Origin of the sequence: Streptomyces mobaraensis (genome assembly GCF_020099395.1) — a bacterium.
GTDB lineage: Bacteria > Actinomycetota > Actinomycetes > Streptomycetales > Streptomycetaceae > Streptomyces.
Genome location: NZ_CP083590.1, coordinates 1124426 through 1137882, shown reverse-complemented (window position 1 = coordinate 1137882; position 13457 = coordinate 1124426). Strand labels below are relative to the sequence as shown.

The following is a 13457-nucleotide window of genomic DNA, read 5'->3' as shown; positions in this document are numbered from 1 at the left end:
GTTTGCCCGCTGTCGCCGAAGAGCATGTTTTGGGCGGCATGGTTCACCCGGAACGGTGGTGGTTCGCCCTCAAACCCCCCTCTTTGCCCTAGAGTTGACCGCCGATGCCGCCGTTTCAAGGAGGCCTGCCACGTGTCCGTACTGCTGACCGGTGCGACCGGGTTCCTCGGCTGCCGCCTCCTGCGCGAGCTCCTGGCCGACTCACCGGAAGAGACGTTCACCGTGCTGGGGCGCGGCACGGCGCGACAACTCCGCGAGCGCACCGAATCCGCGATGACATGGCTCGACGGCCCCCCACTGGCGCCCGGGGCGCTGGAGCGGGTGCGCTATCTCGGCGCCGACATCACCGACCCGGGTCTCGGTCTGTCCCCCGAGGACCGTGCCCGTGTCGTCGACGGCCTGACCACCGTGTGGCACGGCGCGGCCCGGCTGGCCATCGAAGGCGACCCCGCCCCGCTCTACAAAGCCAATGTTCTCGGCACCCGCCACATCCTTCGGCTCGCCGAAGAGGCGCCCGGGGCCCATATGGTCCACATCAGCACCGCTTTCGTGGCCGGCCGGCGAAGCCAGGGCCACATCATGGAAGAGGACTTGTCGGAGAGCGACGACTTCGTGACCCTCTACGAGGAGACCAAGCACACCGCCGAACGTCTCGTGCGCGCCTGGGCCCTGCCGGACCGGCGGCGCACGACAACCGTTCTGCGGCCGGGTCTGCTGGTCACCGACCGGCGCGTACCCGAAGGGCTGCCCGGTCAGCCGCTCGACATCCTGTCCCGGCTCTTCGACGACCTCCTGCGCCACGAGGCGGGACGCGTCAAGGCCGCCGACCGGCTCCTCGCCCGTGCCCACCGTCGCGGCGACGAGATCCACGTGCGCCTCACCGGTGACCCCGAGGCATCCCTCAACCTGCTCCAGGCGGACTACGCCGCCCGCGCCATGGTCCGGGCGGTCCGCTCCCGGACCGGCGAACCCGGCCTGCGCACCCTGCACGTGACCCACCCGGTCAACACGGAGTTCGGCGTGGCGTTCGCGGCCTTCGAGTCCCGGTATCCAGGCCTGGTCCTGTCCCTGGAGAAGTCGGTGCCCGACCCGACGCGCTACGAGGCGAGCCTCCACCAGCACGGCAGCCGGATGCTCAGGTTCGCCATGCACCGCCGCACGTACGACCGCACCCACCTGCTCCAGGCCGTAGGTGATCTGCCGGACCCCCAGCCCATCGACCAGGCGTACCTCTCGCGGGCCTTCGGCTACGCCGGGGAATCGCTTTCCGCATAGGAGGGCCTCGCCCACGGTCATGGCGAGTGGCGCTGTCGGGTGACCGGGGCGATCAGGAAGCGGTGCTCGGTCAGGAACGCGTCCATGCGGTCGTGGACCTCGGGGGCGCGCGACCGTGGCGCCAGCCGGCGTCGTTTGCCCTTGATGCCCTTGTCGACGAGGCCGCCGGGGCCCGGGGTGGTCTGACGGCAGCAGTTCCACATCCATGTGCGGCGGTCGATGTCCTGGGCGCGGACGCCGGAGGCCTCTCCGATGCGGGCGGCGGTGCAGGCGGTGAAGCGGACGACGTCGCCCCAGCCCAGGTGCTGGTCGTGGGAGCGTGCGACGAGGGCATGGGCCAGGTCGTCCAGGGCGTCCCCGTCGCGCAGGGCGAGGGAGCACGGGTCGTCGAGCTCGTCCTCGACCTGCTGGTACGTCCGCTGCCAGCCGGTGATCTTGGCTGGGTTGACGTCGATGATGCCGTCGCGGACTGCCCCACGATCCGGTTCAAGTGGGGCGATGGAGTTCTTGACCATGGAGCGGCCGTGGCCGTCGGCGATCCAGTTGTAGACGGTGCGGTCGACAACTCCGTTGATGACGACGGGTATTTCGAGGTGCCGATGGCGGGGACGACGCGCAGCCGCCAGCCCGCGCGGTACGGGTCCATGGTTGTGGGCTCCAGGCCGCGCATGGCCAGGCCCCATTCCAACTCCCCGTATTCCGACAGCGACATGGTCGCCACCGCGGGGCTGACGCCGCGCTGGGCGATGCGCTCCATCCGGTCGATCCACGCTTGCGCCTCGTCGGCGGTGGACAGCATCCGCGAGCGGGACCGGCGCTCGTTCGACTCGGGGTCGAACCAGCGGACTCGTGCCCGGTGCGGATTGGGGAAGCCCTCCCGGTATTCGATGGCACATCTCCTCGCCCGCGGCTGGAATCACGAGATCAAGACCGACGGCAGACAGTTCTTCTGCGCTACGCCCCCTGCCCAGGTCATGGCCCGCCGCGCGCGGACGACACTGACACTCGCGGGCCTCGAAGTGGAGGCCGGCCACCTGGTCGTGGCCGTGCTCGGGGCCGCGAACCGCGACTCCGGCCGCTTCACCGACCCGGACCGCTTCGACGTCACCCGGGACGAAGGCCCTCGCCTCTCCTTCGCTAGCGGCGCTCATTCCTGCCTCGGCTCCCACCTGGCACGCCTGCGGGCGGAGTCGTCTTCGGCCTGCTTCCGGCCGTCTGGGGACGGGTCGGACCCGCCGGGTCCGCGGTACTGCGACCGGAAGCACGATGCGCAGGCTGCGGAGCCTGCCGGTCCGGGTACGCGCGGCCTGAACCAGAGGCCCGCCTCGCTTCCGCCCTCGAATTGCCCGGCGGCGCACGTCCTCGCCGGTTCCGCCCGTCACCACCGTGCTCCCGCCCGGCCAACCGCACCCGGTACGGTGCCGACCGCTCCTAATATGGCTTCGAGTTGGGGGAGCGTGTCTTGGGGAGGGACCGCGGATGAAGGTGCTCAGGCCGACGCAACCGACGAGCGAACAGCTCACGGTGATCAATAACCACAAGCCGGGGGTGTTCGTCGTGCGGGGCGCCGCCGGCAGCGGAAAGACCACCACGGCCCTGTACCGTCTGAAGTTCACGGCCGGCTTCTGGCAACGCCGCCGCCGTGACGGCTTCATCAGCGGTCCCGTCCGCGTCCTGGTCCTCACCTACAACCGCACGCTGCGCGGCTACATCGAGGAACTCACCCAGGAGCAGCTCAAGGGCAACGACATCGAGCTGACGGTCTCCACCTTCGCGAAATGGGCCGCTGACCGCGTGACCTACGAGCGCATTCTCCAGGAGCGCGAGCGGAGCCGGAAGCTGGCGGCGCTGGCGGCTCCCCTGCCGCTGCCGACCGACTTCGTACGCTCCGAAGTGGACTATGTACTGGGCCGCTTCACGCCGGAACACCTCACCGAGTACATCGGGTGTGAACGGCAAGGGCGCGGCCGCTCTCCGCGGATGCCGGCCCCGTTGCGCCGCCGGCTTTCGGAGGAGGTGATAGATCCCTTCCAGAAATGGAAGAAGCAGCAGCAGGTGTGGGACTGGTCCGACCTGGCGAACGCCATGGCGGCCAAGCGTACCGACGATCCGTACCACGTGGTGGTGGTCGACGAGGCACAGGACTTCTCGGCCAACCAGGTCCGGGCGGTCCTCAACCACCTCACCGACGAGTACACGTTGACCTTCGTCCTCGACGCCGCGCAGCGCATCTACCCTCAGCGCTTCACCTGGAGCGAGGTCGGGCTGAGCGTGGGCCCGCACAACAGCAAGCTGCTGTCCAAGAACTTCCGCAACACCCGGCAGATCGCGGCCTTCGCCGCACCGCTGCTCCGGGACGTGGAGAAGACCGACGACTCCGCGGTTCCGGACCTCACCTCCTGCAAGGAGGAAGGCGCCAAGCCCGTTCTGGTTCAAGGTACGTTCACCCGGCAGATGGACCACGTGGTGCGGTTCCTCGACGGCCTCGGTCCCGACAACGACGAGTCCGTCGTCATCCTCCACGCCAAGGGATGGTTCGCCGAGGTCAAGAACCGCCTGGACGCGGCCGGACTGGCCTACGTCGAACTCACCCGGAACGCCGAGTGGCCGGCGGGGCCGGTGAACGTAGCGCTCTCGACGATGCACTCCGTCAAAGGGCTGGAGTTCGACCACGTGATCATCGTCGGCCTCAACAGCGAGGTCATGCCGCACGCCACCGAGCCGGGCGACAGCGAGCGGGACGCCCACCTGCGCCTTTTGGCCATGTCCGCCGGACGTGCGCGTAAGACGCTGACCATCACCTACAAGCCTTCCGAGGCCAGTGACCTCATCGCCTGCATGGACCCGGACACGTACGAGGTGAAATCCATATGACGGCCACCGAGCCCAGCCCGCCCATACCGGAGGGCGACAGACCCGTCCAAGGGATAGGCGCCCTCATCCAGGACCGGAACATCACCGAGGTAGTGCACTTCACCACCAATCGCGGTCTGCTCGGCATTCTCGTGCAGGGGTGGTGCAAGGCCCGGGCGCTCTTGGCACGAGACCAGTATCTGGAGAGCATCTATCACCAGAACACCAAGATCCGGAGAGAAGCTCCGCAGTACTGGTCCTACGTCAACCTGAGCATCAGTGAGCCCAACCACCGTTTCCTGCGCATCAGTAGCGAAGACTGGTGGGCAGGCGAAGACCTGTTCTGGGCGGTTCTGGGCTTCGACCCAGTGATCATGACGCATCCGAGGGTCCTGTTCGCCCCGGGCAACATGGGGTACGCCGGAATCACCCCCGTCGAGGGCCTGCGCGGAGCCGCGGCCCTCTTCGCCGACCGCGTCCCCGAAGGCTACGGCAAGACGCTGCGGCGCGGGGGCCGAGCGTGCCACCTCCCGACGAACCCCCAGGCCGAAGTGCTCTACCCGCAGGCCGTCTCCACTCGGTACCTGCGGCGCATCCACGTCCTCACCGACGAGGACGCGGCGAAGGCCGAGGCCATTGTCAGTGTGAGCGAACATGATGGAGTCGACATCATCGTCGACCCAGTCATGTTCGGCAGGTAAGGACTACGGTGAACGCCATGCAATGGGAGGCAGTACGCGCCTCGGCACAGTGGGCCGCGTACGGAGACGCGCTCGGCTTCATCACCGAACTGACCGACGCCGCCGGCGTACACCGGCGCGTCGGACAGGACGAAGTGACCACCACCGTGCCCTGGAAGAGACGCATCGGGGGACGTTACGGGCGCGACATACCTCTTCCCGCGGGCGCGTACTCCGATGACACTCAGCTGCGCCTGGCCACCTCGCGCGCCATCCGCGGAGACGGTGAGTTCGACGCCGAAGCCTTTGCGAAGGTCGAGGTCGTCGCCTGGCAGGCCTACGCCCTGGGAGCCGGCCGCGGGACCAAAGCCGCGGCCACAGGCCTGATGAGGGTCGAAGCCAAGTGGTCGCAGAACATGTTCGCCACCAAAACCGCCCGCTACATCGACCTCGGCGGCAATGGGGCCGCCATGCGCGTCCAGCCCCATGTCTGGTCCGCGCGCGACCTCACCGACCGGGACGGCATCACTCGCGACGTCGTACGCAACGCGGTGAGCACCCATGGTCACCCCCGGGGCATCCTGGGGGCGGTCCTGCACGCCGTTCTGCTGGCCCACGTCCTGGAGACCAACGAACTCCCCGGTCCCAAGCAGTGGCGCCACGCGATCGACTGGCTGGAGCAGGTGCCGGACGTCATCGCGAAGGACGAAGAACTCGCCTACCTCTGGCTCCCCGCATGGAGCGCCGCAGCAGGCGTCGAATTCCGCTCAGCCGCGATCAACGTCGCCGATGAATGCCGCACAGCGCTCGATGCCTTCCACCCCACTTCCCCACTGACCGCGGAGACCTATGCGGCCCTGGTGGAGCGGTGGGGCGGCTTCAGGGACGCCACGCGCGGATCGGGTACGGTCACCGCCCTGCTGGCCGCGGTCCTCGCACATGCCAGTGCCGACTCACCCGGAGCCGGCCTGCTCCTCGCCGCCAATACTCTTGGCTCCGATACCGACACCATCGCCACTATGGCCGGCGCGCTCCTGGGCGCCGTCACGGCGTGCCCGCCGCCCGGTCCTGTGCAAGACGCCGCGTTCATCGACTCCGAGGCGCGCCGCATGTGGGACATTTCCCAAGGCCGTGAAGCCGCCACCTTCGCCTATCCGGACCTACTGCGCTGGAGCCCTCCCAAGGCCACACTCGACCTCGTAGGCCACACGCCCATGGGGCCGGCGCTGGCCGGCCTGGGGCCCCTCGCCCCCACGGACGCGCCGGCATCGGTCAACCAGGCCACCACCTACGTGTGGGGCACCTTGTCGTTCGGCCAGAGCGTCCTGGTGCGGGCCAGGACGGATCTCAGGGCGCTGGACGAGAGCCTGCTCCCGAGAGACGCGAGAGCACCGCGGAGCCGGCCTGCCAGGGAAGTCCCGAAAGAACAGCAGCTCCTCTTCGAAACCCCACCCCAGCCTTCCGCACCGGCCCGACAACGGCCTGCACTCCCCCCAACCGCACCCGGTGCCGCGAGCGAGCGTGCCCACAGACACGCACTCCCACCCCTTGAGGAGATCGTCCAAGAGCTGGCAAGGAACGGATTCGCTCCGGAACAAGTGGGCCGGGCCATGCTCCAGCAGATCCGAGGCGGCCGGTACAGCGTGGAACGGGCCGCCGCGTTCGCCGGGCTCCTCGCCCACGCTTACCACCAGGGCGATCAGTAGCAGTCCGGCCCAGCGAGCCGGTCGTGTGTCGGCCGGGTCGTCATTCCAGGCCGAATCGCCGCGCCGCAGCCGGTGATTCATCCTGTTCCCGTACGTCGAGCGCACCTCAGCCGTCGCTGTGCTCCTGGTCGACGGCTTCGGCTACTCGCTCAGGGACCGCCCGCCTGACGACGTTCTGGCAGTCGGGAGCATTCCGACTAGGCAGGGCAAGGGAGCGCTTGCTCGGCTCGGCGGGCGTCCGAGGCGGTCCGGAACCACTACAGCCTCCTGCACCGGAACTCTGAGCGCGCGGGCATCCTCGACCCCTCCCGCGAGCACGGCATGCGGTTGCTCCGGCGGCGGGCCGGGCACGTCACGAGAGGGCGGAAGGCCGAACGTTTCCTCGCCGTCGCCGGCCGCCGCCGCTCACGGCCTGAGCCGGTTCAGCCGCACGTCGAAACAGACCAGCCCCATGGACTCCGCCACGGCCGCCGCGTAGGCCGACGCCTCCTCGGCCATGCTCCACCGCATCGCGAAGTAGACCAGCGGACCACCGGCCTCGTCGATCAACGGGCCGGCCTACCAGGGCGAGGTGTCCTCCTCGTCCTCGGTGATGTCGCACCACCGGTCGAGCAGCGCGGCGACGTAGGCCGCTATCCGGTCGGACGGCGGCGTCTCCGCCCCGCCGTCGAGGTAACGGTCGTACAGTTCGCCGAACACCCGGCCGGCGGTCTCGTCGTCCACCGGCCTCTCGCCTTCCCAGACGGCCAGGTCGTAGGTCATGCCCGGAGGCTCTCACACCGCGCCGGCACCCACCTCGCCGGCCGCCGGGCCGGTGCGCGCCGCCTGTGTCGCGCAGGGCAGTATGGGAGGCATGACCGAGATCCACACCCCCCGCCTGCTCCTGCGCCGCTGGAACGACGACGACCTGGCCCCCTTGGCGGACATCAACGCCGACCCGTACGTCATGCGCTGGATCGGTGACGGGTCGGTCCTCGACGCGGACGGTACGGCGGAGACCGTCGAGCGGTGGGAGGAGGAGTGGGACGAGGAGGGCTTCGGGGTCTTCGCCGTGGAGCTGCTCGGCTCGGGGGAGCTGGCCGGCGCCGTCGGTCTGTCCCTCCCGGACTTCCTGCCCGACGTGCTGCCCGCCGTACAGATCACCTGGCGGCTCGGCCGGTCCTTCTGGGGCCAGGGCTACGCCTCCGAAGCCGCCCAGGCCACCCTGGAGTTCGCGCTCCAGGACCGCGGTCTCGACCGGGTCGTCGGCATCGTGCGCCCGGGCGACGAGGCCTCGAAGAACGTGCTGCGCAAACTCGGCATGGAGCCCGAGCGCGCGACGACGCACCCCGAGTACGGCTTCCCCCTGCACATCCACTCCATCGACCTCACCGAGTATCAGGCCTGAGCGCGGAGGGGGACCGGCTGGTGGCCCGGACGGTCCGGTCGTGTCCGGCCCGGGTCCGGGTACACCGGGAAGCGGAGGTAGGTGGTGACGTCGCCGCGGCGGCGGCCCGTCCGGTGGCTGACCAGTTCCTGGAGTCCGGTGAACGACTCCAGAGCCCCTGGCGCCAGGGCGTCGACGAGGGCACGGTACGGGCCGCTGGGCACGCCCTCGTCGCGCAGGACCGCCTCGACCCGGCGGACCGCCTCCCGTTCGTCCTCGCGGAGGCCCGGCATCCGCAGGTAGGTGGTCGCCTCGGCCGCCCGCTCCGCGCCGCCCCGGAACGCCAGGCACGTCAGCGCCGCCTCACCCGCGTCCTTCCGGTCCGGACCGGCGAGCGCGCGGTACACCTTCGCCGCGTGGAGCGGATCGTGGGCCCGTGCCGTCGAGGCGAAGGCGTTGACCGTATCCAGGTCCGCCGCGTGATGGCGGTAGTAGACCTTGGCTCGGGCCGTGGGGCGCGCCGGACAGGTCGAGGGCGAAGAACTCCAGCTCCCTGCCGCCGGAGCCGGAAACGGAACCGGAGCCGTGCGTCCGTACCGTGTTCCGCCAGGCGGCGTCCATGCCCAGCCGCTCCATGACCTGCCCGGTCACGGCCTCGCGCCGCCGGTGGTCCCACCGGTAGAGCCCGAAGTACGCCTTGACGAGCCGGAAGAAGCCGCCGTAGGCCGCGTCCACGTGGAACCAGAGGTCTTCGCGGGCGGCCAGAGCGCCGGCGCCCGTCAGCGGGTCGATGGCGCCGGTGTCCGTCGTCCCCGCCGTCGCGACCAGCAGGAACGGCCGCAGTCCCGCGGCGCGGTCGGCACGTATCAGCTCCGCGGCCGCGTCGAGGTCCATCCGCAGGTCACCGTCGACGGGTATCACACGGACGTTGCGCCGCGGGATGCCGGCGACGCGGGCGGCCTTCGCGACGGAGTAGTGCGCCTGCTCGCCGACGTAGAGGGTGCCCCGCCCGATGCCCTCGCCCAGCCGGTCGTGACGGGCCGTCACCAGGGCGGAGAGGTTGGCCATCGACCCGCCGGTGGTGAGGACCCCCGAACCGCCGGGCGGAAGCCCGCACACGTCCCGCGCCATCCACCGCGGGACGCCCTCCTCCAGGGCGGTCAGCGCGGGGGAGGCGGCGCGCCTACGTCAGTGACTGACCCGCGGCTCCTCCCCGCCCGGCCGACCCTGGACTTACCAGGACGCCCGACTATATGGTCGGGCCAACAAGCCTGTGGTGCAGGGAAATCGGTGTGCGCCGGCACGATCCCGCCCCTGCGGCCGGGAGCGCGCCTTCGCCGGCGAGGGGCCGTCCGCGCGAGTGCGGCCGTCGAACAGGGGGAACGTCACTGACGGAACGGCGGCGCACGTCGGGAAGGCGGAAGGCGCGTGGCGATCCGGGAGTCAGGATGCCGGCCGCGCGGTCCGCTCGCCGCCGCCCTGGCCCGCCGGCCCGTCCACGACGCCCTCCCCGGCCGCGTCACGCCGCCCGCCCAGGGCGAGTTGGCGGCCCACCGGAAGCGGATCGACCCATGCTACGCGGCCGGCACGGTCGAGGAGATCCTCGACCGGCTCCGGGCGTGCGGGCACCCCGCCGCCGAGGACGCCGCCGAGGCGGTCCTCGCCACGTCACCCACCGCCGCCAAGGTCACCCTCGCCCCCCAGCCCCACGCCCCCGCGCTCGGCCCGCCGGAGCGCATGCCGGAACGGGAGTACCGCGTCCCCTGCGCCGCCCTCGCCACACCGGACCTGGTGGAGGGCGCCCGCGCCCAGGTTGCCGACAGGGGCCGGAACCCGCGCCGGCCGCCCGCCACGCTCGCCGACGTCTCCGCCGAGGACGTCGAGCGCTACTTCGCCCCGCTCGGTGACCGGGAGCCCACCCTGGCCCCCGGCGACGGTCCACTACAGGAGGTGCCCTGGTGACTGCGACCCCAGAGAACGAGAAGACGCCGATGACCGGCAAGGCCATCGGCTTCGTCGGCCTGGGCAACATGGGCGGCCCGATGGCCGCCAACCTCGTCACGGCCGGACACCGGGTCACCGGTTTCGACCTGCTGCCCGAGGCCGTCGAGGCCGCCGCCAAGACCGGTGTCCGGCCCGCCGCGTCGGCCGCGGAGGCCGTCGCCGACGCGGAGCTCGTCTTCACGATGCTGCCGACGGGCCGGCACGTCCTCGGCCTCTACACGGACGGGGGCCTGCTGGCCGCCGCCCGGCCCGGCACGCTGTTCGTCGACAGCTCGACGATCGACGTCGCCGACGCCCGGGCCGCCCACGACGCGGCGCGCGCGGCCGGCCACCGGGCGCTGGACGCCCCCGTCTCCGGCGGGGTGTTCGGCGCCGAGGCCGCCACCCTGACCTTCATGGCCGGCGGCGAGGCGGCGGAGTTCGCGGAGGCCGAGCCGGTGCTGGCCGCGATGGGCCGCAAGATCGTGCACTGCGGGCCCGCGGGCTCCGGGCAGGCCGCCAAGATCTGCAACAACATGATCCTCGGCATCTCGATGATCGCCATCAGCGAGGCGTTCGTCCTCGGCGAGAGCCTCGGCCTCTCTCAACAGGCCCTGTACGACGTGGCGTCCACGTCCTCCGGGCAGTGCTGGGCCCTGACCGTCAACTGTCCGGTGCCGGGGCCGGTCCCGGCCAGCCCGGCCAACCGCGACTACCGCCCCGGCTTCTCCGCCCCACTGATGGCCAAGGACCTCCGCCTCGCCGCCGACGCCATCCGGGCGGGCGGCGTGGACGCGGACCTCGGGCTGCGCGCGGCCGAGCTGTACACCGCGTTCGCCGAGGGCAGGGGGGCCGAGGAGGACTTCTCCGGGATCTTCCGCGTGATACGGGACAATTCGGGGCAGGCCCCGGACGGGGGGCAGGCATGACGGGGGCCGACGGCACGCCGCCCTGCGAGACCACCCTCGCCGAGGGCGGCGTCCGCTTCGAACGCCGCCTGTTCCACGTGGTGTTCGCGACCGAGGACCGGAAGGAGGGCATGACGGCGTCCGTGGAGAAGCGGCCGCCGTGCTTCGCGCATCGCTGACCCGCCGGTACGGGGCGTTGACCGCCGGCACGGGTCCGCCGGGCCGCATGAGGGTGCGGCCCGGCGGACCCGTCCCCACCCGGGCGGAAGGGTGCGCACGCCGTCGGACCCGTCGTACCCTGCGCGCCCGTCCGTCCACCCCAAGTCCCCGGCGCCCTCCGCCCGTTGCGGCCCCCGCCGCGTCAGGCCCCCGGCAGCTGCCCGCGGACGGTCCGGGCCGCCGTCACCAGGTTCTCCAGCGACGCCCGGGTCTCCGGCCAGCCGCGGGTCTTCAGCCCGCAGTCCGGGTTCACCCACAGCCGCTCCGCCGGGATCGCCTTCAGCCCGGCGCGCAGCAGCTCCGCCGCCTCCTCCGCGCTCGGCACGCGCGGCGAGTGGATGTCGTACACCCCCGGCCCGGCCTCGCGCGGGTAGCCGTGCGCGGCCAGTTCGCGCGCGACCTGCATATGCGAGCGGGCCGCCTCCAGGCTGATGACGTCGGCGTCGAGGTCGTCGATGGCCTGCACGACGTCCCCGAACTCGGCGTAGCACATGTGCGTGTGGATCTGGGTGTCCGGCCGGACCCCGCCGGTGGTGAGCTGGAACGCCTCGGTGGCCCACGCCAGGTACGCCGGGCGGTCCGCCGCCCGCAGCGGGAGCGTCTCGCGCAGCGCCGGCTCGTCGACCTGGACGACGGAAGTACCCGCCGCCTCCAGGTCGTTCACCTCGTCGCGCAGGGCGAGGGCGACCTGCCGGGCGGTGTCGGCGAGCGGCTGGTCGTCGCGGACGAACGACCAGGCGAGCATGGTGACCGGCCCGGTCAGCATGCCCTTGACGGGACGGCCGGTGAGCGACTGGGCGTACGTCGTCCAGCGCACCGTCATCGGCTCCGGCCGGGAGATGTCACCGGCGAGGACCGGCGGGCGGACGTAGCGGGTGCCGTACGACTGCACCCACCCGTGCTGCGTGGCGAGGTAGCCCGTGAGCTGCTCGGCGAAGTACTGGACCATGTCGTTGCGTTCGGGCTCGCCGTGCACCAGGACGTCCAGGCCGGTCTTCTCCTGGAAGGTGATCACCTCCTGGATCTCGGCCCTGATGCGCTCCTCGTAGCCGGCCGTGTCGATCCGGCCCGCGCGCAGGTCGGCGCGGGCGGCGCGGAGTTCGCCGGTCTGCGGGAAGGAGCCGATGGTCGTGGTCGGCAGCAGCGGCAGGCCGAGGCGGGCGCGCTGGGCGCCGGCACGTTCGGCGTACGGCAGGGAGCGGCGGGCGTCGGCGGCCGTGACGGCGGCGGCCCGGGCCCGGACAGCCGGGTCGTGGGTGATCGGGGAGGCGGCGCGGGAGGCGAGGTCGGCCCGGTTGGCCGCCAGTTCGGCGGCGATGGTGTCGGTGCCCTGGGCGAGGCCCTTGGCGAGCGTGACGATCTCGCGCGTCTTCTGCCGCGCGAAGGCCAGCCAGCGCAGGATCTGCGGCGCGATGTCGCGCTCCATGGCCGCGTCGAGGGGGACGTGCAGCAGGGACGAGGACGCGGCGACGTCGACCCGGTCCGCCAGGCCGAGTAGCGTGCCCAGGGTGGCGAGGGATTTCTCCAGGTCGTTCACCCAGATGTTGCGGCCGTTGACGACGCCGGCGACCAGGCGTTTGCCGGGCAGGCCGCCGACGGCGGCGAGGTCGTCGAGGTTGGCGGCGGCGGCCTCGGTGAAGTCCAGGGCGAGCCCGTCCACCGGCGCCTTGGCGAGGACGGGCAGGGCCTCGCCGAGCCGGTCGAAGTACGAGGCGACCAGCAGCTTCGGGCGGTCGGGCAGCGCGCCGAGATCGCGGTAGGCGCGCTCGGCGGCGTTCAGTTCGGCCGGGGTGCGGTCCTGCACCAGAGCGGGCTCGTCGAGCTGCACCCACTCGGCGCCGGCCGCCCGCAGGTCGGCCAGCACCTCCGCGTACACCGGCAGCAGGCGGTCCAGGAGGGTGAGCGGGACGAAGTCCGGGTCCACGCCCGGCGCGGGCTTGGCGAGCAGGAGGTATGTGACGGGCCCGACGAGGACCGGCCGGGCGGCGGCCAGCCCCAGGGCGAGGGCCTCCTTCAACTCCGCGACCTGCCGGGCGGAGTCGGCACGGAACACCGTGTCCGGACCCAGCTCCGGCACCAGGTAGTGGTAGTTGGTGTCGAACCACTTGGTCATCTCCAGCGGCGCCACGTCCTGCGTACCGCGCGCCATCGCGAAGTACCCGGCCAGGGCGTCCTCCTCGACGGCGGCCCGGTGCCGGGCGGGGATCGCGCCGACCATGACGGTGGTGTCGAGGACGTGGTCGTAGTACGAGAAGTCGCCGGTGGGCACCTCGTGGAGGCCGGCCGCGGCCAGCTGCTCCCAGGTGTCCCGGCGCAGGCCGGCGGCGGTGGCGCGCAGGGCGTCGGCCGTCACCCGGCCCTTCCAGTAGCCCTCGATCGCCTTCTTGAGTTCACGGTTCCGGCCCTGGCGGGGGTAGCCGTACACGGTGGCCCGTGCTGCCGCGGCTGCGGACTTGCTGGTCACGGA

Annotated in this window: 13 protein-coding genes and 2 pseudogenes; 9 read left to right on the top strand and 6 right to left on the bottom strand. The window is 71.6% G+C overall.

What is annotated here, in order from left to right; translation table 11 throughout:
• Window positions 1–132 precede the first annotated feature (132 nt).
• Window positions 133–1275 carry an SDR family oxidoreductase gene (locus K7I03_RS04710; RefSeq protein WP_185942163.1) on the top strand — a complete coding sequence of 381 codons (1143 nt, stop codon included), beginning with the start codon at window positions 133–135 and terminating at the stop codon, window positions 1273–1275.
• Between the two features lie 17 nt (window positions 1276–1292).
• Here K7I03_RS04710 and K7I03_RS04705 read toward each other — a convergent pair whose 3' ends face one another.
• Window positions 1293–1958, bottom strand: coding sequence for a hypothetical protein (locus K7I03_RS04705; protein ID WP_185942229.1), 666 nt, complete (start codon window positions 1956–1958; stop codon window positions 1293–1295).
• Between K7I03_RS04705 and K7I03_RS34230 the strand changes: the two genes are divergently transcribed.
• The 4 genes from K7I03_RS34230 to K7I03_RS04685 are packed head-to-tail and all read left to right on the top strand — an operon-like array spanning window position 1875 to window position 6514.
• A complete protein-coding gene (locus tag K7I03_RS34230; RefSeq protein WP_398858471.1) occupies window positions 1875–2810 on the top strand; it encodes a cytochrome P450 in 936 nt (311 codons plus the stop codon). The two genes, K7I03_RS04705 and K7I03_RS34230, sit on opposite strands and share 84 nt — an antisense overlap.
• Window positions 2755–4149 carry a 3'-5' exonuclease gene (locus K7I03_RS04695; RefSeq protein ID WP_185942162.1) on the top strand — a complete coding sequence of 465 codons (1395 nt, stop codon included), beginning with the start codon at window positions 2755–2757 and terminating at the stop codon, window positions 4147–4149. Before K7I03_RS34230 ends, K7I03_RS04695 begins: the two co-directional genes overlap by 56 nt.
• The gene (locus K7I03_RS04690) at window positions 4146–4829 is read left to right on the top strand and encodes a DarT ssDNA thymidine ADP-ribosyltransferase family protein (RefSeq protein WP_185942161.1); all 684 of its coding nucleotides are present in this window, start codon (window positions 4146–4148) and stop codon (window positions 4827–4829) included. The genes K7I03_RS04695 and K7I03_RS04690 overlap by 4 nt, the downstream gene beginning before the upstream one ends.
• Before the next feature lie 17 nt (window positions 4830–4846).
• Entirely contained in the window at window positions 4847–6514 is a 1668-nt protein-coding gene (locus K7I03_RS04685; RefSeq protein WP_221902835.1) for an ADP-ribosylglycohydrolase family protein, read from the top strand.
• 405 nt (window positions 6515–6919) lie between these two features.
• On the opposite strand, the gene K7I03_RS34225 is transcribed toward K7I03_RS04685, so the two are convergent.
• Both K7I03_RS34225 and K7I03_RS34220 read right to left on the bottom strand, forming a co-directional pair.
• A complete protein-coding gene (locus K7I03_RS34225; RefSeq protein ID WP_398856564.1) occupies window positions 6920–7063 on the bottom strand; it encodes a hypothetical protein in 144 nt (47 codons plus the stop codon).
• 9 nt (window positions 7064–7072) lie between these two features.
• A complete protein-coding gene (locus K7I03_RS34220; protein WP_398856562.1) occupies window positions 7073–7276 on the bottom strand; it encodes a hypothetical protein in 204 nt (67 codons plus the stop codon).
• A gap of 91 nt (window positions 7277–7367) precedes the next feature.
• On the opposite strand from K7I03_RS34220, the gene K7I03_RS04675 reads away from it, so the two are divergent.
• The gene (locus tag K7I03_RS04675) at window positions 7368–7901 is read left to right on the top strand and encodes a GNAT family N-acetyltransferase (RefSeq protein ID WP_185942159.1); all 534 of its coding nucleotides are present in this window, start codon (window positions 7368–7370) and stop codon (window positions 7899–7901) included.
• Here the strand turns inward: K7I03_RS04675 and K7I03_RS04670 are convergent.
• Window positions 7892–8287 carry a hypothetical protein gene (locus K7I03_RS04670; protein ID WP_185942158.1) on the bottom strand — a complete coding sequence of 132 codons (396 nt, stop codon included), beginning with the start codon at window positions 8285–8287 and terminating at the stop codon, window positions 7892–7894. The genes K7I03_RS04675 and K7I03_RS04670 overlap by 10 nt on opposite strands.
• Window positions 8244–9047 (bottom strand): annotated as a pseudogene (locus tag K7I03_RS04665) (pyridoxal phosphate-dependent decarboxylase family protein); the annotation flags it as partial. The gene K7I03_RS04670 and the pseudogene K7I03_RS04665, both read right to left, overlap by 44 nt.
• A gap of 261 nt (window positions 9048–9308) precedes the next feature.
• On the opposite strand from K7I03_RS04665, the gene K7I03_RS04660 reads away from it, so the two are divergent.
• The 3 genes and pseudogenes from K7I03_RS04660 to K7I03_RS04650 form a co-directional block, all read left to right on the top strand.
• Window positions 9309–9842 (top strand): enoyl-CoA hydratase/isomerase family protein, encoded by a 534-nt coding sequence (locus tag K7I03_RS04660; protein ID WP_185942157.1) that lies wholly within the window; start codon window positions 9309–9311, stop codon window positions 9840–9842.
• Entirely contained in the window at window positions 9839–10792 is a 954-nt protein-coding gene (mmsB, locus tag K7I03_RS04655) for a 3-hydroxyisobutyrate dehydrogenase (protein WP_224346882.1), read from the top strand. Before K7I03_RS04660 ends, mmsB begins: the two co-directional genes overlap by 4 nt.
• Window positions 10793–10818: 26 nt before the next feature.
• A pseudogene (locus K7I03_RS04650) lies at window positions 10819–10950 on the top strand (enoyl-CoA hydratase); the annotation flags it as partial.
• A gap of 182 nt (window positions 10951–11132) precedes the next feature.
• Here K7I03_RS04650 and metE read toward each other — a convergent pair.
• A complete protein-coding gene (gene metE, locus K7I03_RS04645; protein WP_185942155.1) occupies window positions 11133–13454 on the bottom strand; it encodes a 5-methyltetrahydropteroyltriglutamate--homocysteine S-methyltransferase in 2322 nt (773 codons plus the stop codon).
• Window positions 13455–13457 lie beyond the last annotated feature (3 nt).